Origin of the sequence: Amycolatopsis sp. NPDC052450 (assembly GCF_044547565.1) — a bacterium.
Taxonomy (GTDB): domain Bacteria; phylum Actinomycetota; class Actinomycetes; order Mycobacteriales; family Pseudonocardiaceae; genus Amycolatopsis.
The window spans coordinates 16,373-41,753 of sequence record NZ_JBIUAQ010000007.1 but is presented as its reverse complement, the minus strand read 5'-3'; the positions used below and the strand labels follow the sequence as shown (position 1 = coordinate 41,753).

Here is a 25,381-nt window from a genome sequence, read left to right as displayed (position 1 = left end):
TTGTTTAAGTTCCATGCTGAAGACATGACGAAACAGGGGATCGAGAAAATGACCGTCCACAAGGGACATTGGCCGGAGCCGGCGGCCGGACTGGTCGCGGTGGCGAGGGAGTACCCGGACGCCGGCTCGGCGCGGGCGGCCTTCGAGGCGCGGGCGAACGGAGCCGAAGGGCTCGTCTCCTTCACCGCGTACGAGGGCATCGACCACGACGGCGCCTTCACTTACGAGCAGTGGACCAGCGAAGACGCCATCCAGGACCTCGACGGCGCGCCCGTGTTCCAGCTCTACCGCGGGCAGCGCGGCGAGGGAGTGCCCGGCTGCCTCGTGATCGTCTCGGTCGAGTTCGAGGGCCCTGACGAGCGACGACAGCGCGACTGGGTCGACCTCGTCTTCGAAGCGCTGGCGTCGGAACCCGCGCGGCCGGAAGGCGGTATCGGCGGGCATTTCCACGTCAGCACCGACGGGACCCGGGTGTTGAACTACGCCGAGTGGACCAGTGCCGAAGCGCACCGCGCCGCGCTCGCGGCCCCCGGCTCCGACGGCATCGGCACCACGGACGTGTGGAAGAAGGTGCAGACCTACCCGGGAATGTCCGGCGGGTCGGTCAAGCGGTACCGCCCGATCGTCTCGGCGGTGGCGGCATGAAGCCGATCCTGGTCGCCGGCGCCACCGGCCACGTCGGCTCGCAAGTGGTCGCCCAGTTGCGGGCACGGGACGTCCCGGTCCGGCCGCTGAGCCGGAATCCGCCGCCGGACGGGGTCCGCGGTGACCTGACGGATCCGGCGACGATCGCACCGGCGCTCGACGGCGTCGACACGGTGTTCCTGATGCTCGCCGGATCCGCCGAGGCACTGGTGCCCACCGTGGCACTGCTCGGGGAGCGGGTGAAACGCGTGGTGTTCCTGTCCTCGGGAGCCGTCGACGATTCCCTGGCGGAACAGGACAACGCCATCGGCACCTGGCACCGGACCGTCGAGGAGGCGATCGAAGCCGCGGGCGTCGACTGGACCTTCTTGCGGCCGCACGCGTTCGCGACGAACACCCTCGGCTGGGCGCCGTCGATTCGCGCGGACGGCGTCGTCCGCGGGGTGTACGGCGAGGCGGCCATGACGATGATCCACGAACGGGACATCGCCGCGGTGGCCGTCGAAGCGCTCACCGGAGACGGGCACGCGGGGGCGAAGTACGTGCTCACCGGGCCGCGGCCGGTCACGCAGATCGAGCAGGTGCGCCTCATCGGCGAGGCCGCCGGCCGCCCGGCGCGCTGGGAGGAAACCCCCTTGGAGGAGGCCAGGGCGGCCATGCTCGCGAAAATGCCGGACTTCATCGTCGACACGATGCTGACCGGATTCCGTGAGCTCGTCACGAAACCCGGCGAGGCGACCTCGGCCGTCCAGGACGTCACCGGCAGGCCGGCGCTGGAGTTCGACGTCTGGGCCGCCGAGCACGCCGCCGCGTTCCGGTAGGCTCGGGTTCGTGTCGACCCCGGTTCATGCCGCGGTGGTCCGCTAGCCGCCGTTCCTGACCTTGTCCCCCGACGAGCCACACCCGCGGGGTCTCTTCGCCGCGGGCGGATCCAGGAACGGAAACCATGAACCCCCTGTCCGCAAAGGACGGTGGTCGGCACTGGCTGACCACCGTCGGCGTGAAACCGCCTCGCACCGTCGTCGCCGTCGACGACGGGATCACCGCCGACGAGGCGTTCCGGCTGACCACCTCCGGCACCGGGCTCGCCTGGTACGGCGACTTCCCCGGCGCTCGGAACCTCCTCGCCGCACTGTCCCGCCGTTGCGGAACGGCGGCCGGGAAACCCTTTCAGGATCAGCGGAACCATCAGTCTCGCCGGGCACGGCTCCTCGGCAGGCTGCTGGTCCCGCTGGATCCCGGCCACGTCCTGCCGTTGCGTCGCGGGCCGGACGTGCGCGAGGCCTGCACCGAGGTCTACGGGCCTTCCGAAACCGCGTCGCTGGTGTCCCTGCGCGAACTGCTCGGTGTCATCGGCGCGCACGAGTGGCGAATGAAGGGCGTCGAAATCCCGGCGCTCGGCGCGAAGCTCCATCCGCACCACGGGGTCTTCTCCCCCGTCCGCGGCGAGTACGTCGATCTGGTGGCGAGGATTCCCTTGCCTGCCAAGGAACTGGCCTTCGACATCGGCACCGGGACCGGCGTGCTCGCCGCGGTCCTCGCGCGCCGAGGGGTGCGGCGCGTGGTGGCGACGGACAACGAACCCCGCGCGCTCGCCTGCGCGCGCGAGAATTTCGGACGCCTCGGTTTCGGCGGGATCGAAACGCTCGAAACGGATGTGTTCCCGCCGGGCCGCGCGCCGCTGGTCGTCTGCAATCCGCCGTGGCTGCCGTCCCGTGCGCGGACTCCGCTCGAACGCGCCGTCTACGACCCGGGAAGCCGGATGCTCAAGGCGTTCCTGGACCGGCTGCCCCGGCACCTCGAACCCGGCGGGGAGGCGTGGCTGATCCTGTCCGACCTCGCCGAACTGCTGGGCCTGCGCACGCGCGACGAGCTGCTGGCCGCGTTCGACCGGTCCGGCCTCGAAATCCGGGGCCGGGAGGACATCCGGCCGCGGCATCCGCGCGTCACCGATCGGTCGGATCCGTTGCACGACGCCCGCGCGCGTGAGGTGACCTCGCTGTGGCGGCTCACAACCCGAGCAGCGCCCGCGCCTGACTGATGAACACGCGGGCGGCGGGGCTGACCGGCCCCTCCGTCCGCCAGGCCAGCGCCAGTTTCGCGCGCAGCCCGGCAGGCCGCGTGATCTCCATGGCGTGCAGATCCGTGTAGTGCGTCGCCAGCGACATCGGCACCACGGCGACACCGAGCCCCCGGCCGACCAGTTCGGCGACGACGTTCGGATCGCCCGCCTCCAGCGTCACCCTCGGCTGCGCGCTGTCGGCGAGGAACGCGGCGTCGACGATCGCGCGCATGCCGGTGCCCTTCGGCAGGCTCACCAGCGAGCGGCTTTCCAGTTCCGACAGCGTGATCGTGGCCTTCGCGGTGAGCGGGTCCTCCGGTCCGGAGATGGCGACGAGCGGTTCGTCGAGGACGACCTCGAAACCGATCCCTGGCGGCGGCTCCCCGGAGAGCCCGATCAGCGCGATGTCGAAGCGGCCGTCGGCGACGCCCGCGAGCAGGACGTCGGAGGTGGCCTCGGCGAGCGTGATGTCCACGGCGGGATGCCGTTCGTGGAAGCGGGCGAGCAGATCCGGGAGGTTGACCGGACCGCGCGAGGACACCATGCCCATCGCGACCTGGCCGCGGACCAGGCCGGTGAGGTCGTCGACCGCCTGCCGCACCCCGGCGACGGCGGCGAGCGCGGCCCGCGCGTGCGGGAGCGCGGCGGCACCGACCTCGGTCAGCCGCACCGACCTGGCCGACCGGTCGAGCAGCGGCTGCCCGAGTTCGCGTTCGAGACGGCGGATCTGGGCGCTGACCCCGGGCTGCGCGACGTGCAGCCGCTCGGCGGCGCGGGTGAAATTCGCTTCCTCGGCCACCGCGACGAAGTATTCGAGCTGACGCAGTTCCATAACCGATGACTCTAGTTCCCAGACCAACTAGATCTTGGACTTCTGGCCGAATCGAGACCACCCTGGTGCCATGACCACGATGCTCCGCTCCGGCGACCCGGAATACGACAACGAACTCGCCGGTTTCCAGACCGCCGTGCCCCGCCGCCCCGACGTCATCGTGCCCGCCGCTTCGGCCGCCGACGTCGTCGAGGCCGTCCGCTACGCCGGCGAGCACGACCTCCCGATCGCCGTCCATTCGACCGGGCACGGCGTGGGCGTCCCCTTCGAGGGCGGCGTCCTCGTCACCACCCACCGCATGACCGGGATCCGGATCGACGACGGGATCGCACGGGTCGACGCGGGCGTGCGCTGGGGAGCGGTCATCGAGGCGGCCGCCGGGCACGGGCTGGCGCCGCTCAGCGGATCCTTCCCCGGTGTCGGCGTCGTCGGCTACACCCTCGGAGGCGGGTTCAGCCTGCTCGGCCGCAAGTACGGGCTGGCCGCCGACCAGGTGACCGCGTTCGAGGTGGTGACCGCCGACGGCGAACTCCGCCGCGCCACCCCGGACACCGAACAGGACCTGTTCTGGGCGCTGCGTGGCGGCCGCGACAACTTCGGGATCGTCACCGCGCTCGAGTTCCGGCTCGTCCCGGTCACCCGGCTGTACGGCGGCAGCCTGCAGTTCGGCACCGAATCGCTGTCCGCGGTGCTCCACGCCTGGCGCGATTGGGCGGCCGAGATGCCGCGCGAAATGACGTCTTCGCTGGGCATGGTCCCGATGCCGGACCTGCCGATGGTGCCCGGACCGCTGCGCGGGCAGCACGTCGCGCAGATCCGGGTCGCCTACCTCGGCGACGCCGCCGAGGGCGAACGCCTGGTCGCGCCGCTGCGCGCCGCCGCCCCCGTACTGGGTGACACGCTCGCCGAACTCCCGTTCACCGAATCGGGCAAGATCGCGAACGAGCCGCCGTTCCCGCACGGCTACCGCGCCGACAACGTCACCGTGCCCGAACTCAACGACTCGATGCTCGACGCGATCCTCGAACACGCCGGCCCGGACGCCCCGGTGCCGACCGTCCTCCTGCTGGATCTGCTCGGCGGCGCGCTGTCCGACCCGCCCGAGCACCCCGGCGTCGGATGGGACCGTGAAGCCCGCTTCACCGTGCGGGCACTGTCCGTAGTGGACGACGTCGGCATGGCCGAGATCAAGGCGGCCCACGGGAAGCTGTTCGACGCGCTGAAGCCCTGGTCGACCGGCAAACTACTGACCTTCGTCTACGGCGAGAGCAGCGCGGCCGAGGAAGCGTCCAAGGTCTACTCCCCGGCCGATCTGCGTCGGCTCGCCCAGGTCAAGGCCGCCGTCGACCCGGCGAACCGGTTCCGGCTGACGCATAACCTCGAACCGGCGCGTGACGCTGGGTGATGCCCGAAATCCGCTGGTAGACGGCCTCCATCCGGGGCGAAGGCACAGTGGGCGGGCCCCGTATACTTCCGGGCCGATACCGCCATTAGGGGGCACTGTGCGCACTTTGGACCATGACGAGTTCCTCGCCATGCGTCGGTTCCCCGCGCTCGACGGGCTGCGCGCCATCGCGGCCACCATCGTGATCCTCTTCCACTTCGCGGGTCCGAAATGGAACTGGCTGTCCGGCTGGGTCGGTGTCTACATCTTCTTCGTGCTGTCCGGTTTCCTGATCACGACGCTGCTGCTGCGTGAACAGGACCGGACCGGCCGGATCTCGCTTTCGGCGTTCTACCTGCGGCGGGTGTTCCGGATCCTACCTCCGTACCTGGTGATCCTCGGCGGGATCGTGGTGTTCGTGTGGCTGCGCGGCGAGTTCTTCACCCGCGAACTGCCGCACGCGCTGAAGTACTACCTGACCTTCTTCAACGAGTTCTTCCCCGCCAGCAGCCCGAACGGGCCGGACAACTTCTTCAGCGGCTCGTGGACACTGGGCATCGAGGAGAAGTTCTACCTGGTCTGGCCGTTCCTGCTGGTGGCCGCGGGTGCCGTCGGCCTGGCCGCGGGTGTGCGCAAACTCGCGCTGGCGTTCGCCGCGTTCGCGCTGATGGCCGGGCTGGTGGGGGTCACCAGCGGCTGGGTGCTCAACGGGCCGCAGGTGCCGATCTACCGGTCGACCGTGCACTACGCGATCCTGCTGATCGGCTGCGTGCTGGCGATCGCGATGCACTACCGCCGGTCCTACGCGGTGATCAAACCGCTGACCCATCCGCTCGCGGCGATCCCGGTGTTCGGCGCGTTCGCCGTACTGCACGTCAACATGGAAAGCCTGTGGTGGGAGACCGGCAGCAACCTGGGCCTGCTGATCGCCTACGGCCTGCTTTCGGCGATGTTGCTGGTCGTGCTGGTCTCGCCGGGGCCGCTGCGCTGGCTGCTGGCCACGAAGGTGATGCGCTTCGTCGGTGAGCGTTCGTACTCGCTGTACCTGCTGCAGGGCCCGGTGCACTTCGCCGTGGTCGCGGCGATCCCGCCGCTGGGCGAGCACCGGATGATCAGCGCGCTGACCGTGTTCGCGGTCGGGCTCGGGATCGCGGATCTCATCCACCGCTGGGTCGAGCAGCCGATGATCCTCACCGGCAAGAAGCTGATCGCGCGCCGCCAGGAGCGCAAGGCGCTGCGTGCGGCCGAAGCCGAACTCAAGCGCCCGAGCGCCGTCGAAGCCCCCAGCGGCGCGCGCTGACTCTCCCGCGTTTCGTCCTCTGAATGCGATAGTTGCAGGCGCAAGTACCGCATCCAGAGGACTGAACGCGGCTGAGTCAGCGCGAAATGGTGACGATCGGGATCACCCGATCGGTCTTCTCCTCGTAGTCGGCGAAGCCCGGCATGAGGCTGACCATCTTCGCGTAGAGACGGTCACGCTCGGCGCGGTCTTCGAGCACCACGGTCGCGGTCGCGTCGAACTTCTCCGTGCCGACCTCGATGGTGACCTTCGGGTTCGCCACGATGTTGTGGTACCAGGCCGGGTTCTTGTCCGCCCCGGCGTACGACGCGGCGACGATGTACTTGCCGTCTTCCTCCGCGTACGCGAGCGGCGAGGTCCGCGGCTCGCCGCTCTTCGCCCCGACGGTGGTGAGCAGCAGCAGGGAACCGCCCTCGAACGGGCCGCCGACCTTGCCCTCGTTCTCGCGGAACTCCTTGATGATGTTCTTGTTCCAGTCCAACGCTTCGGACATGCTTTCCTCCAGTGTCGATCTCTCCGCCGAGGCTACTCAGCCTTCGCGCGCCTTGCGGCGCTGCGCCTCGGCCCGTTCCCGGCACTTGCGGAGGAACTCTTCGTCGTCTTCGGCACTCGTCGCGGCGAACCGGCCCGGCCGGTCGTACTCCGGGAACGCCGGAGTCTCCCGCTCGTACCGGCCGCGCAGGGCGCGGGCGGCGCCCTGCGGACGACCGGCCACCAGCCAGACGATCGAGCCGATCAGCGGGACGATCAACACCAGCAGCAGCCACATCCCCTTCGGCATGTTGCGGCACGATCCCTCGTCGGTGGTGATCACGTCGACAAGGCAGAAGATCCACAGACCGAGCGTGAGAACGCCTAATAAACCATTGAAATACAGCATCGAAAGACTCCCCAGTTCCAGATGACCGGGGTAAGTATTAGCACAAGAGGGCGTCGAGAATTCCCGCGGCCACTCGCAGCGCCTGCGCTTCTCCCGGGCACCGCTTGGGCCCTGCTCCGAACGGTCGTTCCGACAGGTCCACCTCGACCACCTCGCCGCCGACCCATCGCCGGGTGATCCGGACCGGCGGATCCTCGCGCAGCACCCGATCGAGCAAACCCTCGGCGTCCTCACCGGACCGGTGCGCGGCCAGCGCCTTCCCGAGCAGCTTGGCCGTCGCGTCACAGGCCTGGACCAGAAGCCCGATCCGCGCGGCCGTCCGCTCGTCGACCTCGCCCCCGCAGACCTCGACCAGCCGTCGCATCGCTGCTTCGGCGTCGTCCCCGATTCCCGTATGCGGGTGATAGCTGCCGGAAACCGCCGCGATGTCGCGGGAAACGTCCGGAAGGCCGAGTTCGGCGGCCAGCACGGCGACCGGGACCGTCCACAGGATCCGGTCCACCTCGCCGCCCCGCATTTCCCGAGTGAGCGCGAAAGCCTTGTCCCGCAACGACCCCATCGTCGCGAGCTCGTCGAGCACCAGCGCCCGCCGCCGCGCGTGGTCCTCCGGACGGCTGAACCGGGCGACGTTCGCCCGCAACCACCCGACGCCACCCGGCTCGACGTCCTGAGGCACCGGCGGGACAGGGGCTTCGATCAGCGGGTTCTCCATGTCGCCACGCTAAATGCGGAACGCTTCGGTCACGGCCGAAACGAGAGCGCGCCTTCGTTGTTATGGTGACCGGGTGACGGCCGTGTCGGAGGCAACCGAAGTCGACGGCGCGGGGCGAACGGCGCAACCGCGCCAGTTGATCGTGACCGTGTACGGCCTCTATTCGCGCGGCGAAGGCGGCTGGCTTTCGGTCCGCTCCCTGATCGATCTGCTGGCCGGCGTGGACGTCGAGGAACCCGCCGTCCGGTCGTCTATCTCGCGGCTGAAGCGGCGCGGGATCCTTGCCGCGGTGCGCCGCGACGGGTCCGCCGGTTACGAACTCTCCGAAACCGCGCTGGCGATCCTGCGCGAAGGCGACGAGCGGATCTTCCGCCGCGAACGCGCCACCCCCGCCGACGGCTGGCTGCTCGCGGTGTTCTCCGTCCCGGAAGCCGAACGGCACAAAAGGCACGTTCTTCGCACGCAGCTCGCCCGGCTCGGCTTCGGGACCGCGTCGTCCGGGGTCTGGATCGCGCCCGCGCATCTGCGTGACGCGACCTCCGACATGCTGCGACGGCTCGAACTGGAGGGTTACGCCGACCTCTTCCACGCCGAGCATCTCGCGTTCGGCGACGTGCGGGAGAAGATCCGCGACTGGTGGGACCTCGACCAGCTCGAGTCGCTGTACACCGCGTTCCTCGACGAGCACGCGGCCGCGCTCCGGCGATGGCAGCGGCGCAAGACCACGGACGAGGCCGAAGCCTTCGCCGACTACGTGCGGGTGCTCACCGACTGGCGGCGGCTGCCCTACCTCGACCCGGGGCTGCCCGCCGAACTGCTGCCGTCCGGCTGGGCCGGGATCCGGGCCGCGGATCTGTTCTTCACGCTGCACGCGCGGCTGGGCGAAGCCGCGGCCGCGCACGTCTCACGCACGCTGCCCGACGGGTGACGAACGGGACCGGGTCAGCCCTCCGACGTGAGATGAAGGACTCCTTCATAGCAAAATTTGCAATGAAAGCGTCCTTCATGTCGCTTCACGCGGCGACCACCGCGAAGCCCTGCACCTCCACCAGCGCCTCGGCGTCCCAAAGCCGGCTGACGCCGATTCCCGCCATCGCGGGGTACTCGCTCCCGGCCAGCCGCTTCCACACCGCGCCGATCTCGCGCGCGTGGGCCCGGTAGTCGTCCATGTCGACGATGTAGACGGTCACGCTGCACAGGTCCGACGGCGCCCCGCCCGCCGCGCGCAACGCGGTGAGCAGGTTGGACAGCGCGCGTTCGAACTGCGCGACCACGCCGTCGCCGACGATGCGGTTCTCCTCGTCCAACGCCGTCTGACCGGCGAGGAAGACGAATCTCCCGGTCGCGGCGACGGCGTGCGAGAAGCCGGAAGGGCGGCCGAGTTCGGGCGGGTTGATGCGCTCCATACGGGTCAGCATATCCCGTATCGTTGACGGTCGTACATACCGCGACATACCCTGAGCGACGTGCGTATCGCGGTGTTAGGCGGCGGCCCGGCGGGGCTCTACTTCGCCGCGCTGGCGAAACAGCTCCATCCCGATCACGAGATCACCGTCTGGGAGCGCAACGCGCCCGACGACACCTTCGGGTTCGGGGTGGTGTTCTCCGATGAGACGCTCGGCGGCATCGAGCACGCCGATCCGGTGATCCACGCCGCCATGCGGCGCGAGTTCGCGCGCTGGGACGACATCGACGTCCACTTCCGCGGCACGGTGCACACCTCCGGCGGGCACGGGTTCGCCGCGATGAGCCGCAAACGGCTGCTCGGCATCCTCCAGGAACGCTGCGCGGAGCTCGGCGTCGACGTCCGTTTCCACACCGAGGCCCCGGGCGTGGCCGAGGCGAGCGCCGAGTACGACCTCGTCGTCGCGGCGGACGGCGTCAACTCCCCGACCCGCACCGCGCTGGCCGCCGGTTTCCGGCCGAGCCTCCAGACCAGGCGCTGCAAGTACATCTGGCTCGGCACGGATCTCGTGTTCGACGCCTTCAAGTTCCACGTCCTCGAAACCCCGCACGGGATCATGCAGATCCACGGCTACCCGTACAGCGACACCGCGAGCACGTTCATCCTCGAACTGCACGAGGACGTCTGGCACCGCGCGTTCGGCGAGATCGCCGCGACCGCGCTGGCGCCGGGTGAAAGCGACGAGAAGTCCATCGAGGTCATCCGCGAACTGTGCGCGGACGTCCTCGGTGGTCACCAGGTGTTCGCCAACAACTCGAAGTGGACCGCGTTCGCCACCGTGCGCTGCGCGAGCTGGCGGCACGAGAACGTCGTCCTGCTCGGCGACGCCGCGCACACGGCCCACTTTTCCATCGGCTCCGGCACGAAACTCGCCATGGAGGACGCGCTCGCGCTCGCCGCCTGCCTGCACGAACAGTCCGATATGGACAGTGCACTCGAAGCGTATGAAGCCGAACGCCGCCCCGTCGTCACCTCTACCCAGCGTGCCGCGCAGGCGAGCCTGGAGTGGTTCGAGAACATGGGCCAGTACACCCACCAGGATCCGGCGCAGTTCGCGTTCAACATCCTCACCCGCAGCCGCCGCGTCACCTACGACAACCTCCGGCTGCGCGATCCCGAGTTCGCCGACGAACTGGACACCTGGTTCGCGTCCACTTTGGATTCCGACGTCCGGCCGCCGATGTTCCAGCCGTTCCGGATCGGGAACCTCGACCTGCCGAACCGCGTCGTCGTCTCGCCGATGGACATGTACTCCTCCGAAGACGGCGTCCCGACCGACTTCCACTTGGTACATCTGGGAAGCAAGGCGCTCGGCGGCGCCGGGCTGGTGATGACGGAGATGGTCTGCGTCTCCGAAACCGGCCGCATCACCCCGGGCTGCGGCGGCCTCTACACCGAAGAACAAGAACAAGCGTGGGCAAGGGTCACCGACTTCGTCCACGGCCACACCCCCGCGCGGATCGGCGTCCAGCTCGGTCACTCCGGGCGCAAGGGCTCCACGAAACTGATGTGGGACGGTATCGACCAGCCGCTACCCGAGGGCAACTGGGAGATCTGCGGCCCGTCCGCGATACCGTACAGCGACGCGAATCAGACCCCGCGCGAGCTCACGATCCCTGAGCTGCAAGAGATCCGCGACCAGTTCGCGCATTCCGCCGCTGCCGCCGCGCGCGCCGGTTTCGACCTCCTCGAACTCCACTGCGCACACGGCTATCTCCTGTCATCTTTCCTGTCGCCGCTGACGAACCAGCGCACCGACGAATATGGCGGCTCACTGGAGAACAGGCTGCGCTTCCCCCTCGAAGTCTTCGACGCCGTCCGCGCGGCCTGGCCCGCGGAGCGGCCGATGACGGTCCGCATCTCCGCGACCGACTGGTACGACGGCGGGATCGACGTCGACGACGCCGTCGAGATCGCCCGCGCGTTCGCCGAACACGGGGCGGACGGCATCGACGTGTCGACCGGTCAGGTCGTCAGCGAAGAGAAACCCGAGTACGGCCGCAGTTACCAGACACCGTACGCGGACCGGATCCGCAACGAGATCGGGCGCGAGTACGGGATCGCGGTGATCGCCGTCGGCGCGATCTCCTCCTACGACGACGTCAACTCGCTGATCCTGGCTGGCCGCGCGGATCTGTGCGCGCTCGGCAGGACGCATCTTTACGATCCACAATGGACGTTGCACGCCGCCGCCGAACAGGGCTACCCGATGCCGTGGCCGAAGCAGTTCGCGGCGGGCAGCCGGAAACCGCAGGGCGGCCGCACCGACGGGCCGAAACCACGGCTGGAGTTGTTGCGTTCCGGTGAATCCGGCACCGCACACGCCCGCTGGCGACCTGGGAGCGACCGATGACAGCCTTCGCACTGAGCCCCGACCAGCAGGCCTTCGCCGACGAGGTCCGGCGACTGGGCGCCGAAAAGCTCCGCCCGCTGGCCGAATCCGGCACCGAAGGAGCGGTGAACCGGCCGCTGCTCAAGGAAATGGGTGCACTCGGCCTGCTTTCCCGGCTGTTCCCCGGCGTCGACGGCGGCAGCCCGAGCCGGGAAGCCGCCGCGACGGATCTCTGCATCCTGCGGGAATCGCTCGCGAGCCAGAGCACCGAAGCCGAGACCGCGCTGGCGTTGCAGGGTTTGGGCACGTATCCCGTGCTGCAATCCGGGCAGGACTCGCAGGTCGCGAAGTGGGTTCCCGCCGTGGCCGCGGGTGACGCGGTCGCCGCTTTCGCGCTCACCGAACCGAACGCGGGTTCGGACGCGGCGGCGCTGGAACTCGCCGCCGAACCCGACGGCGACGGCTGGCGTCTCACCGGCGAGAAGATGTGGATCTCCAACGCCCCCGAGGCCGATTTCTACAGCGTTTTCGCCCGCACCACCCCGGAAGCGGGCTCGCGCGGCGTGTCCGCGTTCGTCGTCCCTGCCGACCGCGCCGGGCTGTCGGGCGAACACCTCGACCTCGTCAGCCCGCATCCCATCGGCACCCTGGTCTTCGACGGCGTCCGCGTGGAACGGGACGAGCTGCTCGGCGAACAGGACCGCGGTTTCGGCGTGGCCATGCGGACGCTGGACCTGTTCCGGCCGAGTGTCGGCGCGTTCGCCGCCGGGATGGCGCGGGCCGCGCTCGACGCCGCCGTCGCCCACGCGCAGACCCGGGTCGCGTTCGGCGGCCCGTTGCTGAAGCAGCAGACCGTGGCGCACACCCTCGCCGAAATGGCGACCCGCACCGAGGCGTCGCGTCTGCTGGTCTACGCCGCGGCCGCCGCCTACGACGCGGGCGAGCGGAACCTCGCCGGCCGCGCCGCGATGGCGAAACTGTTCGCCACCGAGACCGCGCAGTACGTCGTCGACTCGGCGGTGCAAATCCACGGCGCGCGGGCGCTGCGGCGAGGTCATCTGCTCGAACACCTCTACCGCGAGGTCCGCGCGCCGCGGATCTACGAAGGCGCGTCCGAAGTGCAGCGGACGATCATCGCGCGATCGCTGACTTCTTCTTAGCCGGGCGGCGATCGAGGTACCACTGCGTGGCGAGCACGACCAGCGTCGGGCTCAGCCAGGCCGTGATCCCGGCGACCGACTGGGTCAAGGCGAGTTCGCTGCCGCCGAACGTGGTCTCCAGCTGCGGTTGCAGCGTGATCAGCGCGACCGGGCCGACCAGGCGGCTGACGATGATCGACATGGTCAGCGCGAAGCTGCGGATCATCCAGCGCCGGTGATCGCCGAACCGGCGCTGCCGTGCCGCGCGCCAGCCGGCGAACGTGCACGCCAGCCACAGCACCCCGGCCAGCACGTTGGCCACCCGCGTCACCGGGCCGAACGGGCTCATCGCGCCGACGGTCAGCGCCAGCAGCCCGGCCGGGAGCACCCCGGCGAAGACGTACACCCGGCCGATCTTCCGGTGCACCGCCGGGTATTTCGCCCGGAACCACGGCCAGATCTGGAGCAGCGCCCCGACCATCGCGATCGAGCCGAACAGCACGTGCGCCGCGAGGAACCAGTAGTGCGACGTGAACCCGGCCGGCTGCGGGACCCGTGACAGCGACGGGTCCATCGCCAGATACGGCGGCATCGAAAAGGCCAGGAACACCACGACGACGACGGCCAACGGCCCCACCCACGGCCTTCGCCACCACGATTTCCGTGGCGCCGTACCCGGTTGGTCACGCTGTTCGAGCCTGACTGTCATCACTGTCCCCCACGTTTCCTTTACCGGCGACCGACTTTCGTTGCCGAACCTAGGACGCGGGGCTTCCGGAAAACAGGGAGCGGACCGCCGGATCGAGGGTGGGGCAGACCCTACCGCCGTCCGCCGCGCACCCGCTCGACGATGTCGCGGTACGCCAGCCCGCTCTGCTTGATCGTCCGCGCCTGCGTCTCGCGGTCGACCCGCACCAGGCCGAGCCGTTTCGCGTAGCCGTACGCCCATTCGAAACCGTCCAAAAAGGACCAGGCGAAGTAGCCGCGGACGTCCGCGCCCGCCTGCCGCGCGGCGGCCGTGGCGGCGACGTGCGCGGAAAGATACGCGGCGCGGTCTTCGTCGCGGACGAATCCGGTCTCGTCGGGGACGTCGGCGAACGCCGCGCCGTTTTCGGTGACGTAAAGCGGCAGGCCGGGATGGTCGCGGCTGATCCGGACGAGCAGTTCGGTGAGCTTGTGCGGCAGGATCTCCCAGCCCAGTACCGTCGACGGCGCCCCGAACGGCACCTTGCGGAACGACGGCATCCCGAAGTGCTCCACCGCTTTCCCGTTCTCCTCCACCCCGGAGTACCGCGTCCCGAAGTAGTAGTCGACGCCGAGGAAATCGAGCGGTGCCGCGATGATCGACGGATCCCACGGCTCGGACGGCAGGCGGATGCCCTGCCGGGCAAGAGTCTCGAGGACGTCCTCCGGATACCGGCCGTGCATGAGCGCGTCGAGGTAGAACCTCGTCCCGAGGCCGTCCTCGAACCGGGCGGCCTCGCGGTCGGCCTCGCTGGGGGTGGCCGGATCGGCGGTGCTCAGGTTGAGCGTGATGCCGAACTTCGTCCCGGGCGGGGCGAGTTCCCGCATCCGCCGCACGGCGAGACCGTGGCCGAGCAGCAGGTGATGCGCCGCCGCCATCCCCGCCTTCGCGTCCCGGCGGCCGGGCGCCATCACCCCGTGGACGTAACCGTGCATGGCCGTGCACCAAGGCTCGCTCAGGGTGGTCCAGTGGCGGACACGATCACTCAGCCGCTCGAACACGAGCATCGCGTAGTCGGCGAACCGGACGGCGGTGTCGCGCGCGGGCCAGCCGCCCGCGTCTTCGAGGTGCTGCGGCAGATCCCAGTGGTACAGCGTCAGCCAGGGATCGATGCCGTTGTTGAGCAGTTCGTCGACCAGCCGGTCGTAGAAGGCGATGCCCGCCGGGTTGACGCCGCCGCGCCCGCGCGGCTGCACACGGGGCCAGGAAACGGAGAACCGGTAGGTGTCGACGCCGAGTTCCTTGAGCAGCGCGACGTCGGCGGGCATCCGGTGGTAGTGGTCGCAGGCGACCTCACCGGTGTCACCGTTGTCGACGGACCACGGGGACTGGGCGTAGGTGTCCCAGATGGACGGTGTTCGTCCGTCTTCGGAGACCGCGCCTTCGACCTGGTACGCCGAGCTGCCGACACCCCATCGGAAGTCGGGCGGCAAGGTGCCGATGAGCTCGTCGTCCCCCGTCATGACCCTCTTCCCGCCTTATTTCACCAGTTGATACATGGCGGAGGCTAAGGTCGTGGGGCATCCTGGAAAGGTCCGCCGCCATAAGATGGGTATCCGCATGCCTGCCAAGCGCACCACCGTCCGTGACCTGCGGCGGCACAACCGTTCCCTCCTGCTGTCGAAACTCTACTTCGACGGCCCGCTCAGCCGCCACGAATTGAGCGGTCTGACCGGTTTGAGCGCCGCGACCGTCAGCAACGTGACCGCCGAACTCGGCGAAGAACGCCTCATCACCGAAGCCGGGCTCGTCGAGTCCGACGGCGGCAGGCCGCGTGTACTGCTCCGCGTCGACCCGGCGTACGGCCATGTCGCCGGCGTCGACATCGGCGAGACCGGCGTGAAGGTCGAACTGTTCGACCTCACCATGAACCGGCTCGCCACCGTCGAGCATCCGCTCGCCTCGCCCCGCCCGGACGCGGCGGCGGCCGTCACCCAGGTGGCGTCCGGACTTCGCGAGGTGATCACGGAATCGGGGATCGACGAGGCGACCGTGCTCGGTGTCGGCGTCGGCGTCCCCGGCACCGTCGAACAGGGTGAGGCGCTGCGCGTGCACGCGCCCACCATCGGCTGGAAAGGGGTTCCGCTCACCGACCTCCTGCGCGCGGAGGGTGTCGAGCTGCCGCTGTTCATCGACAACGGCGCGAAAACCCAGGGCCAGGGCGAAATGTGGTTCGGCGCCGGCCGCGGCGCCCGGCACGCGGTGATCGTCCTGATCGGGTCCGGGGTCGGCGCGGCCGTGGTCACCGACGGCACCACGTACCGGGGCTCCACCAGCAGCGCGGGCGAATGGGGCCATACGACGATCGTCTACGGCGGACAGGAATGCCGCTGCGGATCGCGCGGCTGCTTGGAGTCCTACGTCGGCGCGGAGGGCGTTCTCGCCCGCTATCGCAAGGCACGCGGCGGAAAGGCCGCCTCGGGTGAGGACGAGCAGACGCAGTTCGCCGCCCTGCTGGAGTCCGCGGGCAAGTCCAAGACCGCGGCCAAGGTGCTGGAGGAGACGGCGGGTTACCTCGGCGCGGGCATCGGCAATCTGATCAACCTGTTCAACCCGGAGCGGATCGTGCTGGGCGGCTGGGCAGGGCTGGCGCTCGGCGAGGAGTACCTGCCCGAGATCCGGCGCGTGGCCGGTGAGCACGCGCTGGCGCATGTGTTCGACCAGACCGAGATCGAACTCGGACAGCTCGGCCCGGACGCCGTCGCCATAGGAGCCGCCACCCTCCCGGTCGCCGCCCTCCTCGACCAGGGCGCGGATCCGCGGACGGCCGGATCGAAGCGCGGCACCGCCGCCTGACCTTAATTCGGGCTCGAAAAATACGTCTTGTCGCAGTGGTAGAGACCATGCATACTTTGTTGTCAGGCACAACAAAGTAGTTCTCTGCCTGCGAAGAGAGGCGACAACGATGTCCATCTCCTCCCGTTTTCGCTGGGCGGCGCTCCTCGCCGCCGGCGTCCTGCTCGGCTCACTCCCGGCCACCGCCCAGGCTCCGGCTTCCGAGGCCGCGGTCATGGCCGCGACCTTCACCGACGACTTCAACGGCCCCGCCGGCGCGGGTATCGACACGTCGAAGTGGCATTTCGAAACCGGCGACAACGTCAACAACCACGAGCGGCAGTGGTACACCTCCGGGACGAACAACGCGGCGCTCGACGGCCAGGGCAACCTCGTCATCACCGCGAAGAAGGAGAACCCGGGCAACTACAACTGCTGGTACGGGCGCTGCGAGTACACCTCGGCGCGGCTGTCCACGCAGGGGCAGTTCACCCAGACGTACGGCCGGTTCGAAGCGCGGATGAAACTGCCGCGCGGGCAGGGGATGTGGCCGGCGTTCTGGATGCTCGGCGCCGACATCGGCAACGTCGGCTGGCCCGACAGCGGCGAGATCGACATCATGGAGAACGTCGGCTTCGAGCCGAACACGGTGCACGGCACCCTCCACGGCCCCGGTTACTCCGGCGCGGGCGGCATCGGCGCGGCCTACAACGGCCCGAACTTCTCCGACGACTTCCACACCTACGCCGTCGACTGGGCGCCGAACCAGATCAAGTGGTACGTGGACGGCAACCTCTACCAGACCCGCACCCCCGCCGACCTCAACGGCAACCGCTGGGTCTTCGACCACCCCTTCTACCTGATCCTGAACCTCGCCGTCGGCGGCTACTGGCCGGGTGACCCGAACTCCAGCACGGTCTTCCCGCAGCGTCTCGTCGTCGACTACGTGCACGTCAATTCCAGCGACACGGCCGGAAGGAGCGGCCGGATCACCGGGATCGGCGGCAAATGCGTCGATGTCGCGGGCGCGAACACCGCCAACGGGACGCCGGTCCAGATCACCGACTGCAACGGCAACGCCGCGCAGAACTGGACCATCGGTGGCGATGGCACGATCCGCGCGCTCGGCAAGTGCATGGACGTGTCCGGTGGGAACACCGCGGACGGCACGGCCGTGCAACTGTGGGACTGCAACGGATCCGGCGCGCAGAAGTGGGCGATCAGCGGCGCGCGCGACATCGTGAACCCGCAGGCGAACAAATGCCTGGACGCCACGGGCAACAGCTCCGCGAACGGGACGAGACTCCAGATCTGGACCTGCGGCGGCGGCACGAACCAGAAGTGGACCACTCCCTAGACGTCACCGAAACCCCGCAATTCGGCACCTGATCGCGATAGTTCGCCTTGCCGACTATCGCAATCAGGTGCCGAATTGCGGTAGTTGGGCACGCGAACTAGCGCAATCAGGTGCCGGGTTGCGTCTGGGAGCGTTCGGCGTAGGCCTCGACGAGCTGGTTTTCGGCGTCGGTGAGGTACTGCGCGAGGAGCTTTTCCGCGCCGAGGCCGTCTCCGGCTTCGATGCGCTCGAGGATCTCCGCGTTGCGCTTGAGGTACGGCTCGTGGAAGCGCCGCGGGTCGGCCATCATGTGGAACACCAGCCGCAACTCGGCGAGAATGCCGCGCATCAGCTCGTCGATCCGTTCGCTGCCGCTGAGTTCCGCGATCGCCGAATGGAACCGGATGTTCGCGGTGCCGAGGTCCTGCCAGCGCTCACTCCGCTCGGCGAGCTTGCCGTCCTCGACCAGGCGCGCGAGCTTCGCGAACGTCGGGGGCTTCTCCGTCACCGCCCGCACCGCCGAGCACTCGACGACCTTGCGCACCTTGTAGAGGTCGGCGACGTCCTCGACGGGCAGAACCCGCACGAAGACGCCGCGATTGAGCTCGTGGGTCAGCAGCCGTTCGTGTGTGAGCAGCCGGAACGCCTCTCGCAGCGTGTTGCGGGAGACGCCGAGCGCCGAGCCGATGTCGTGTTCCGACAGCCGGACGCCAGGCAGGAAGAACCCCTCCGCGATACGCGTACGAAGGACACCCGCGACCCGTTCGGCCGTACTGGTGCGGCTGATCATGCCTCGATCAGCCTCAAGTCCTTCTACCGAGGCAGGACCACCCTCCGCGATCGTCACGTGACCGATCCTACCTAGGCACAAGAGCCTCAGCCAAGGATCCTCTTGTGGAATTGTTGAACAATCCCTAAAGTGCCTACTCATGTGACCCGTGCCACCCTGAAAAGTCACCTCTGGAGGTGCCGATGAACGCGACAGCCACAACCGAGGACACTCGCCCCTTCGCCTGGTTCCGCACGCTCGGTTCGCGAGGCCGCCGGGCCTTCGTCGGCGCGTTCGGCGGATACGGGCTCGACTCGTTCGACTACCAGACCCTGCCGCTGGGCCTGGCCGCGATCACCGCCTACTACGGCCTCTCCGGCGGCGAGGCGGGCCTGCTCGGCACCACGACACTGGTGGTCTCGGCGATCGGCGGCATCGGCGCCGGCATCCTGGCCGACCGCATCGGCCGCGTACGCACCCTGCAGATCACCATCGCGATGTACACGATCTTCACCGTGCTCTGCGGATTCGCGCCGAACTTCGAGACGCTCCTGATCTTCCGCGCACTGCAGGGCCTGGGCTTCGGTGGCGAATGGGCCGCCGGCGCCGCGCTGGTGGCGGAGTACTCGCAGGCGAAGTACCGCGGCCGCACGGTCGCCTTCGTGCAGAGTGCGTGGGCTGTCGGCTGGGCGCTGTCGGTCGTCGTCTACACCGTCGTCTTCAGCCTGTTCAGCCCGGACATCGCCTGGCGCGTCATGTTCTGGACCGGCGTCATCCCCGCGCTGCTGGTGCTGTGGGTCCGGCGCAACGTCCAGGACGCTCCCGTCGCGGAAGCCGCCCGTGCCAAGAAGAAGGAACGCGGTTCGCTGGCGGGCATCTTCAAGCCGGACCTGCTGCGCACGACGTTCTTCGCCGCACTGCTCGCCACCGGTGTCCAGGGTGGCTACTACACGCTCGCGACCTGGCTGCCGAGCTACCTGAAGACCACCCGCGGCCTCACCGTCATCGGAACCGGTGGTTACCTCGCGTTCCTGATCTCCGGCGCGTTCATCGGATACGTCACCGGCGGCTATCTCACGGACATCTTGGGCCGTAAGAAGACATTCCTGCTGTTCTCGGTGCTGTCGGCGGGTCTCATCGTCGCCTACACGCAGATCCCGGCGGGTGCGAACACGCTCGTACTGTTCCTCGGCTTCCCGCTCGGGTTCTCGATGTCCGCGATCTTCAGCGGGTTCGGCGCCTTCCTCGCCGAGCTGTACCCGTCGGCGCTGCGCGGGACCGGACAGGGCTTCACCTACAACCTCGGCCGGGCCATCGGCGCCACCTTCCCCGCCGTGGTCGGTTTCCTCGGCGCGGGCGGCGCGATGGTGTTCGGCGCGGTCGGCTACGGAATCGCCGCGCTGGCGCTGCTCGGCCTGCCCGAGACTCGCGGCCGCGAACTTCTGTGACCACAATCGGAAGAGGAGGCACCGCGATGACCACCTTCGACGAACCGGCGACGTTGTCCCCCGGCGAGGCCCGCGCCCTGTTCCGCGCGGGCACGGCCCGCCCCACCACCGGCTGGTCCAACGGGTTCACCCAGACCAACCTGATCGCCGTCCCCGCGGACTGGGCCTACGACGTCCTGCTGTTCTGCCAGCGGAATCCGCAGCCCTGTCCGGTGCTCGACGTCAGCGATCCCGGCGACCCGTCGACGAGGCTGGCCCCCGGCGCGGATCTGCGCACCGACCTGCCGCGCTACCGCGTCTGGCAGAACGGAGCGCTGGCGGGCGAGCTCGCGGACACGAGCGGGTTGTGGCGCAGCGACATGGTCGCGTTCTCGATCGGCTGCAGTTTCACCTTCGAATCGGCGCTGGCCGCCGAGGGCATCCCGCTGCGGCACGTCGACCAGGGCCGCAACGTGGCGATGTACGTGACGAACCGCGAGTGCGTACCCGCCGGACGCCTGCACGGGCCGATGGTGGTCTCGATGCGGCAGATCCCCGAAGACCGCGTCGACGACGCCGTGCGCATCACCCGCGGGATGCCCGCCGTGCACGGTGCCCCGGTGCACATCGGCGACCCCGCCGCGCTCGGCATCGCCGATCTCGGCAAGCCGGATTTCGGGGATCCGGTCGACGCGGAACCCGGTGACGTACCGGTGTTCTGGGCGTGCGGCGTGACCCCGCAGGCGGCGCTGATGGCCTCGCGGCCGCCGTTCGCGATCACGCACGCGCCGGGCTACATGTTCGTGACCGACAAACTCGACAGTGAGTTCAGGGTGGCCTGATGGATTCCAGCCGTATCGACCTCAACAGCGACCTGGGCGAGGGTTTCGGCGCCTGGAAAATGGGTGACGACGACGCCATGCTCGACATCGTCACCAGCGCGAACGTCGCCTGCGGCTTCCACGCCGGCGACCCGTCGGTGATGCGGCGCGTCTGCCAACGCGCGGCGGAACGAGGCGTCGTCATCGGCGCCCACGTCGCCTACCGCGATCTGGCCGGATTCGGCCGGCGGGCGATGGACGTCGCCCCCGCCGACCTGGCCGACGACGTGCTTTACCAGATCGGCGCGCTGGACGCGTTCGCCCGCGCGGCGGGCACGCGGGTCCGGTACGTCAAACCGCACGGAGCGTTGTACAACACCGCCGCGGTGGATCCGGAGCAGGCGGCCGCGGTCGTCGAGGGGATCCGGCGGTTCCATCCCGAGCTCGCGTTGCTGTGCCCACCCGGGTCGGAAATGGCCAAGCAGGCGGAAAAGGCCGGGTTCCCCGCGTACGCCGAGGCCTTCGCGGACCGCGCGTACACGCCGGAAGGCCTTCTGGTCTCCCGGAAACTCGCGGGCGCCGTACTCCACGACGCCGACGAGGTGGCCGAGCGGGCGGTCGCGATGGCGACCACCGGCAAGGTCGTCGCCATCGACGGGACCGAGCTGGCGCTTCAACCGCATTCGTTGTGCGTGCACGGCGACACACCCGGCGCCGTCGAACTGGCACGACGGATCCGGGCGGGGCTCGACGCTTCCGGTGTCCACATCGGACCGTTCCTCGAGGCCGCGTGATGCGGGTACTGCCCTATGGGGCGCGTGCGGCCATGGTCGACTTCGACGATCCGTCGGAGGTGCTCGGGCTGCACGCGTCACTGGAGCAGGAGCCGCCGGACGGCGTCCTCGAACTGGTCCCCGCCGCGCGAACCCTGCTCATCCGGTTCGACCCGGGCAGGACCCATCACGACCGGCTCGCCGGTGACGTCCTCGATCGATCCACTGTGGACGTCAAACCCCGCGAGGCCGCTGAGATCGTCGTGCCGGTGCGCTACGACGGCCCGGATCTGGCCGACGTCGCGGCCGCCGCCGGCATGTCGGCCGAGGCGGTCGTCCGGCGGCACGAGGACGGGACCTACGTCTCGGCGTTCTGCGGCTTCGCACCGGGTTTCGCCTACCTGACCGGACTCGACCCCGCACTGCACCTGCCGCGCCGGACGAGCCCGCGCACCCGCGTGCCCGCCGGTTCGGTCGCGATCGCGGGCGAGTACACGGCGGTGTACCCGAACGCCTCACCCGGTGGCTGGCAGCTGATCGGGCGGACCTCACTGCCGGTGTGGGACGTCGAGCGCGAGCCGCCGAACCTGCTCGCACCGGGAACCCGGATCCGGTTCACTTCATGACGGCGAAGATCGAAGTGATCCACCCCGGGGTCTTCACCACCGTGCAGGATCTCGGGCGACCAGGGCTGGCCGCGATCGGCGTCGGCCGCTCCGGTGCCGCCGACCGCGGTTCGCTGCGGCTGGCGAACCGGCTGGTCGGAAACCCGGAGAGCCACGCGGCGCTGGAGTGCGTCCTGGGCGGCCTCGTCCTCCGGTTCTCGGCTCCGGCGACCGTCGCCGTCACCGGCGCGCCCTGCTCGATCACCGCGGGCGGGCGGGCTTTCGGCCCGGACTCCCCGATCCCGGTCGGCCCCGGCGACGAACTCGTTCTCGGGATGGCTTCCCGAGGTTTGCGTTGCTATGTCGCCGTGCGCGGCGGCATCGACGTCCCTCCGGTACTGGGCGCGCGGGCGACCGACACCCTCGGGAAGCTCGGCCCACCCCAGCTTTCGGCCGGGATGACCTTGCCGATGGGAGAACGGGTGCTGCCCCACCCCGCTGTCGACCTGGCACCTCGTGCTCCCCTCGCGGACGAGCCGGTCTTGCGAGTCACCGCCGGCCCCCGGGCTTCGTGGTTCACCTCCGAATCACTGTCCACTTTGGTCTCTTCCGGTTACGTCGCCACTGCCGACGTCGATCGCGTGGGCGTGCGACTGGAGGGACCCGTGCTGTCGCGTGCGCGAGCCGGCGAGCTGCCGCCCGAGGCCGCCGTGCCCGGTGCGTTGCAGGTTCCTCCTTCCGGGCAGCCGATCCTGTTCCTGGCCGACCACCCGGTGACCGGCGGCTACCCGGTGATCGCGGTGGTGGACGAAGCGGATCTGGACCAGGCCGCGCAAGTGCGACCGGGGCAACGGGTGCGTTTTCGTCTCGCTTAAGGGTTTGTCTCGCATTTAGTGGATGCTCTCGGATCACTTTGGGTCCGCACGCTCATTGGCAAAGGCGCGAGCCATTTACACCTGCTCGCTCACTGCCTGGGGGACTCGGGTTCGGAGGTTTCGGCCTAGATCCTGAGGTGCATGGTGTTGCGCCGTGGTGTTCGGGTGGGGTCGAGGTAGGTGGGGGCGGTGAATTCGGGGAGTCCGTCTTGGGCGATGTGGACTTTCCATTTGCTGTGGTGGATGAGCCGGTGGTGTCTCGTGCACAGCAGCACCAAATTATCGATCTTCGTGTCGCCGTGGTGTCGCCAGAAAACAATGTGATGGGCGGTGCAGCGGGGTACGGGCATGTCACAGCCCGGGAAGGCGCAGCCGCCATCGCGGAGGGTCAACGCATACTTCTGCGCCAGGGAGACGGTCCGTTTCGAGCGGCCGATGTCCAAGGGTTCGCCTGCGGTACCGAGAACTCCGGGTCGCACACGGGCATCGCAGGCGAGAATCCTCGCGTCGGTGGCGCTGATCGGTCCGACGAGGTCGAGGTGGGCTTCGCCGATGTCGCGGATCAGGTCGTCGTAGGACATGGTGACCAAAATGTGGGTCGCCTCGCCCGCCTGGCCGGGAAGGTTACGGCTGGTGGTCTTCAAGCGGACGTAGTCGGTGAAGGCGTCGCCGTAGCGTTCGTCCTGGGTGCGGGAGTCCCGGACACCGTCGATGGCTTTGTGGGGTTTGGCCATGGGATCCAGATCCGACTTCAGCCGGGCATACGTTTCCAGGTCGAGGGTGGCTTTCAAACCGAGGGTGCCGTCGCGGTGTTGGACGAACCGCATCTCCGGTCGGACGTCCTTGGGGTCCTCGTTGCGGGGCTCTTTGCCGTCGGGGTCGAGTTTGTCCAGCAGGCGGCGTCCGGCGCGGGCGATCTGCCGCGGCCCGGCATGACGGGCCAGGTCGACCAGGATCTTCTCCCCGGCCCGCACGTCCTCTTCAGCGACGGTGGCGGGGATACGCGCGAGGGTGCGGATGATGGCGTCGATCTGCGAGCCGCCGATCGCGCCTTCGGCGGCGGCCGCGGCTGTCAGTGGTGCCAGGGGCGGCACGGTGCCGCCGCCGATACCCGGGCCGGGGTGCAGGGCGAGGACGCGGTCGGCGCGGGCACTGGCTTCCTTGTCCGTCACGCGGAAGTCTTCGAAGATCAGCGCCGCCAGCGTGGAATGGCCGCTGCATCCGCGCACTCCGCGGGCATTGATTTCCGCGAGGATCGCGTCCTGTTCCGCGTCTATCTGACGCTTCTGGATTTCGAGTTCTTGTTTGCGGGCGTGCAGCGTCGCGGTGTCGACGCGCCACCACTCGGCAGGTGTCGTCGGGGATGCGTCGTTGCTGGCCACGACACCCACACTACACCCAATCGAACAGACGTGCGAGCACGAACGGCCTAACGGGAAAGAATCCGTAATGCGCTAGCAGAGAAAGCAGCGAAGCGTGCTTAAAGGCGCGAAGGCAATAAAGAGATCGACAGTGCGAAGCGGTGTTAAGACACGTAGCCGAGCGCAAACACGTGACTGGGCGGACGACTCGCGTGATTAGACGGACGACACACCGCAGCCAACCAGAGCAGCGCGGCAGGCGATCCGACCTCCGGAGCGAGCCGGCAAAGACGGCCTAGCCATCCTCAATCACTCACAAGGCCCGAAACCCGCAAAGTGATGTTCAACCGCCCCGCCAACCCCAACTCCGGATCGGCGGTTCCCGGCAAGACTCGGGGCACCCCGTGGAAAGCCAGCCTCGACTCCCCGCCGAACACGAACAGGTCCCCCGACCGGAGGTCCACATCCGTGTACGGCCGCCCGCGGTCGACCGTGTTCCCGAACCGGAAGACGCAGGCGTCCCCGAGGCTCAGCGACACGACGGGCTCCAGCGAGGCCTCGTCCTTGTCTTGATGCAGCCCCATTTTCGCGGCGGAGTCGTAGAAGTTCACCAGTGCGATGTCCGGCTCGTACGACGACGGACCGTAAGCGGCGGAAACCGCCCGACGGCCGAGATCGCCCAGCCACGAAGGGAACGGGAGCACCGGGGAGCCGTCGTCGGTCACCTTCGAGTACCGGTACGGGTGCCAGTGCCAGCCGAGGCACACCGTCCGCACCGACATGACGCCGCCGTTCGGCAACCGTGTCCGCCGGTAGCCGCGCCAGCCTCGGCAGGCTTCGACCAGCCGTCGTTGCTCGTCGAGATCGAGCCAGTCGGGAACGTGCACGGCACCGGGCGCGACCTCGGTACGCGGGCGAGGGATCAGCGCGTCCACGCGTCGAGTTTGCCAGGGCGCGCGCCGATGAGCCGGTGGCCCCGCGCCATCAAGCCCGCCTCGGCGAACCGGCGCAGCACACGCTCGACGAAACGCGGCCGGGACGGGGCATCCATGACTGTCACGGCCGGAGAACGTGCCACAAACGGGCGGCGGAAGCCACCTTTCGGACTACTCCGATCGGCCGGTTGACCGTAGTGCGTTCACC

General features: G+C 69.0%; 26 protein-coding genes. 15 read left to right on the top strand and 11 right to left on the bottom strand.

Going from position 1 to position 25,381, the window contains the following annotated elements; genetic code table 11:
* Positions 1 to 24: 24 nt before the first annotated feature.
* The 3 genes from ACIHAO_RS14195 (at position 25) to ACIHAO_RS14185 (ending at position 2,686) form a co-directional block, all read left to right on the top strand.
* On the top strand, positions 25 to 645 hold the full coding sequence (locus ACIHAO_RS14195) for a hypothetical protein (RefSeq protein ID WP_396557783.1): 621 nt from the start codon (positions 25 to 27) through the stop codon (positions 643 to 645).
* The gene (locus ACIHAO_RS14190) at positions 642 to 1,466 is read left to right on the top strand and encodes an NAD(P)H-binding protein (protein WP_396557781.1); all 825 of its coding nucleotides are present in this window, start codon (positions 642 to 644) and stop codon (positions 1,464 to 1,466) included. The genes ACIHAO_RS14195 and ACIHAO_RS14190 overlap by 4 nt, the downstream gene beginning before the upstream one ends.
* A 125-nt stretch (positions 1,467 to 1,591) precedes the next feature.
* Positions 1,592 to 2,686 (top strand): methyltransferase, encoded by a 1,095-nt coding sequence (locus tag ACIHAO_RS14185; RefSeq protein ID WP_396557779.1) that lies wholly within the window; start codon positions 1,592 to 1,594, stop codon positions 2,684 to 2,686.
* Here ACIHAO_RS14185 and ACIHAO_RS14180 read toward each other — a convergent pair.
* Entirely contained in the window at positions 2,655 to 3,539 is an 885-nt protein-coding gene (locus tag ACIHAO_RS14180) for a LysR family transcriptional regulator (protein ID WP_396557777.1), read from the bottom strand. The genes ACIHAO_RS14185 and ACIHAO_RS14180 overlap by 32 nt on opposite strands.
* Before the next feature lie 70 nt (positions 3,540 to 3,609).
* Here ACIHAO_RS14180 and ACIHAO_RS14175 point away from each other — a divergent pair, with 70 nt between their 5' ends.
* Together ACIHAO_RS14175 and ACIHAO_RS14170 are read left to right on the top strand one after the other, a co-directional pair.
* Positions 3,610 to 4,944 carry an FAD-binding oxidoreductase gene (locus ACIHAO_RS14175; RefSeq protein WP_396557775.1) on the top strand — a complete coding sequence of 445 codons (1,335 nt, stop codon included), beginning with the start codon at positions 3,610 to 3,612 and terminating at the stop codon, positions 4,942 to 4,944.
* Positions 4,945 to 5,041: 97 nt separating this feature from the next.
* Entirely contained in the window at positions 5,042 to 6,223 is a 1,182-nt protein-coding gene (locus ACIHAO_RS14170) for an acyltransferase family protein (protein ID WP_396557773.1), read from the top strand.
* 76 nt (positions 6,224 to 6,299) lie between these two features.
* Here the strand turns inward: ACIHAO_RS14170 and ACIHAO_RS14165 are convergent, their stop codons facing one another.
* From ACIHAO_RS14165 to ACIHAO_RS14155, 3 genes are read right to left on the bottom strand one after another with little or no spacing between them, the layout of a single operon-like run.
* Positions 6,300 to 6,716: a nitroreductase family deazaflavin-dependent oxidoreductase gene (locus tag ACIHAO_RS14165; protein ID WP_396557771.1), complete on the bottom strand. Its 417-nt coding sequence runs from the start codon at positions 6,714 to 6,716 to the stop codon at positions 6,300 to 6,302.
* Positions 6,717 to 6,752: 36 nt separating this feature from the next.
* On the bottom strand, positions 6,753 to 7,103 hold the full coding sequence (locus ACIHAO_RS14160) for a PLDc N-terminal domain-containing protein (protein WP_396557769.1): 351 nt from the start codon (positions 7,101 to 7,103) through the stop codon (positions 6,753 to 6,755).
* 37 nt (positions 7,104 to 7,140) lie between these two features.
* Positions 7,141 to 7,815, bottom strand: coding sequence for an oxidoreductase (locus ACIHAO_RS14155; protein ID WP_396557767.1), 675 nt, complete (start codon positions 7,813 to 7,815; stop codon positions 7,141 to 7,143).
* 73 nt (positions 7,816 to 7,888) lie between these two features.
* Here ACIHAO_RS14155 and ACIHAO_RS14150 point away from each other — a divergent pair, with 73 nt between their 5' ends.
* Positions 7,889 to 8,743, top strand: a complete 855-nt coding sequence (locus tag ACIHAO_RS14150; RefSeq protein WP_396557765.1) for a PaaX family transcriptional regulator C-terminal domain-containing protein — start codon at positions 7,889 to 7,891, stop codon at positions 8,741 to 8,743.
* 85 nt (positions 8,744 to 8,828) lie between these two features.
* Here ACIHAO_RS14150 and ACIHAO_RS14145 read toward each other — a convergent pair whose 3' ends face one another.
* A complete protein-coding gene (locus ACIHAO_RS14145; RefSeq protein ID WP_396557763.1) occupies positions 8,829 to 9,233 on the bottom strand; it encodes a RidA family protein in 405 nt (134 codons plus the stop codon).
* Positions 9,234 to 9,281: 48 nt separating this feature from the next.
* Between ACIHAO_RS14145 and ACIHAO_RS14140 the strand changes: the two genes are divergently transcribed.
* Positions 9,282 to 11,633, top strand: a complete 2,352-nt coding sequence (locus tag ACIHAO_RS14140) for a bifunctional salicylyl-CoA 5-hydroxylase/oxidoreductase (protein WP_396557761.1) — start codon at positions 9,282 to 9,284, stop codon at positions 11,631 to 11,633.
* On the top strand, positions 11,630 to 12,772 hold the full coding sequence (locus tag ACIHAO_RS14135; protein WP_396557759.1) for an acyl-CoA dehydrogenase family protein: 1,143 nt from the start codon (positions 11,630 to 11,632) through the stop codon (positions 12,770 to 12,772). The genes ACIHAO_RS14140 and ACIHAO_RS14135 overlap by 4 nt, the downstream gene beginning before the upstream one ends.
* Here ACIHAO_RS14135 and ACIHAO_RS14130 read toward each other — a convergent pair.
* On the bottom strand, positions 12,744 to 13,379 hold the full coding sequence (locus ACIHAO_RS14130) for a DUF2306 domain-containing protein (protein ID WP_396557757.1): 636 nt from the start codon (positions 13,377 to 13,379) through the stop codon (positions 12,744 to 12,746). The genes ACIHAO_RS14135 and ACIHAO_RS14130 overlap by 29 nt on opposite strands.
* A gap of 191 nt (positions 13,380 to 13,570) precedes the next feature.
* Complete coding sequence (locus tag ACIHAO_RS14125) at positions 13,571 to 14,959, bottom strand: GH1 family beta-glucosidase (protein ID WP_396557755.1); 1,389 nt, start codon at positions 14,957 to 14,959, stop codon at positions 13,571 to 13,573.
* A gap of 85 nt (positions 14,960 to 15,044) precedes the next feature.
* On the opposite strand from ACIHAO_RS14125, the gene ACIHAO_RS14120 reads away from it, so the two are divergent.
* A complete protein-coding gene (locus ACIHAO_RS14120; protein WP_396557753.1) occupies positions 15,045 to 16,292 on the top strand; it encodes an ROK family protein in 1,248 nt (415 codons plus the stop codon).
* 109 nt (positions 16,293 to 16,401) lie between these two features.
* On the top strand, positions 16,402 to 17,628 hold the full coding sequence (locus ACIHAO_RS14115) for an RICIN domain-containing protein (RefSeq protein WP_396557752.1): 1,227 nt from the start codon (positions 16,402 to 16,404) through the stop codon (positions 17,626 to 17,628).
* Between the two features lie 106 nt (positions 17,629 to 17,734).
* On the opposite strand, the gene ACIHAO_RS14110 is transcribed toward ACIHAO_RS14115, so the two are convergent.
* Entirely contained in the window at positions 17,735 to 18,397 is a 663-nt protein-coding gene (locus ACIHAO_RS14110) for a GntR family transcriptional regulator (protein ID WP_396557751.1), read from the bottom strand.
* Between the two features lie 182 nt (positions 18,398 to 18,579).
* Between ACIHAO_RS14110 and ACIHAO_RS14105 the strand changes: the two genes are divergently transcribed.
* Genes ACIHAO_RS14105 through ACIHAO_RS14085 form a run of 5 tightly spaced genes read left to right on the top strand, consistent with a single transcriptional unit; the run spans position 18,580 to position 22,877 of the window.
* Complete coding sequence (locus tag ACIHAO_RS14105; protein ID WP_396557749.1) at positions 18,580 to 19,824, top strand: MFS transporter; 1,245 nt, start codon at positions 18,580 to 18,582, stop codon at positions 19,822 to 19,824.
* Between the two features lie 26 nt (positions 19,825 to 19,850).
* Positions 19,851 to 20,645 (top strand): putative hydro-lyase, encoded by a 795-nt coding sequence (locus ACIHAO_RS14100; protein ID WP_396557747.1) that lies wholly within the window; start codon positions 19,851 to 19,853, stop codon positions 20,643 to 20,645.
* A 14-nt stretch (positions 20,646 to 20,659) separates the two neighbouring features.
* Complete coding sequence (locus ACIHAO_RS14095) at positions 20,660 to 21,418, top strand: LamB/YcsF family protein (protein WP_396558251.1); 759 nt, start codon at positions 20,660 to 20,662, stop codon at positions 21,416 to 21,418.
* Positions 21,418 to 22,023 carry an allophanate hydrolase subunit 1 gene (locus tag ACIHAO_RS14090; RefSeq protein ID WP_396557745.1) on the top strand — a complete coding sequence of 202 codons (606 nt, stop codon included), beginning with the start codon at positions 21,418 to 21,420 and terminating at the stop codon, positions 22,021 to 22,023. The genes ACIHAO_RS14095 and ACIHAO_RS14090 overlap by 1 nt, the downstream gene beginning before the upstream one ends.
* The gene (locus tag ACIHAO_RS14085) at positions 22,020 to 22,877 is read left to right on the top strand and encodes a biotin-dependent carboxyltransferase family protein (RefSeq protein WP_396557743.1); all 858 of its coding nucleotides are present in this window, start codon (positions 22,020 to 22,022) and stop codon (positions 22,875 to 22,877) included. The genes ACIHAO_RS14090 and ACIHAO_RS14085 overlap by 4 nt, the downstream gene beginning before the upstream one ends.
* 125 nt (positions 22,878 to 23,002) lie before the next feature.
* On the opposite strand, the gene ACIHAO_RS14080 is transcribed toward ACIHAO_RS14085, so the two are convergent.
* The 3 genes from ACIHAO_RS14080 to ACIHAO_RS14070 all read right to left on the bottom strand — a co-directional run bounded on the left by ACIHAO_RS14080 (position 23,003) and on the right by ACIHAO_RS14070 (position 25,298).
* Positions 23,003 to 24,259, bottom strand: a complete 1,257-nt coding sequence (locus tag ACIHAO_RS14080; RefSeq protein WP_396557741.1) for a DUF222 domain-containing protein — start codon at positions 24,257 to 24,259, stop codon at positions 23,003 to 23,005.
* A gap of 284 nt (positions 24,260 to 24,543) precedes the next feature.
* On the bottom strand, positions 24,544 to 25,173 hold the full coding sequence (locus tag ACIHAO_RS14075) for an alpha-ketoglutarate-dependent dioxygenase AlkB family protein (RefSeq protein ID WP_396557739.1): 630 nt from the start codon (positions 25,171 to 25,173) through the stop codon (positions 24,544 to 24,546).
* Positions 25,161 to 25,298, bottom strand: a complete 138-nt coding sequence (locus tag ACIHAO_RS14070; RefSeq protein ID WP_396558274.1) for a hypothetical protein — start codon at positions 25,296 to 25,298, stop codon at positions 25,161 to 25,163. The genes ACIHAO_RS14075 and ACIHAO_RS14070 overlap by 13 nt, the downstream gene beginning before the upstream one ends.
* Between the last annotated feature and the right edge of the window lie 83 nt (positions 25,299 to 25,381).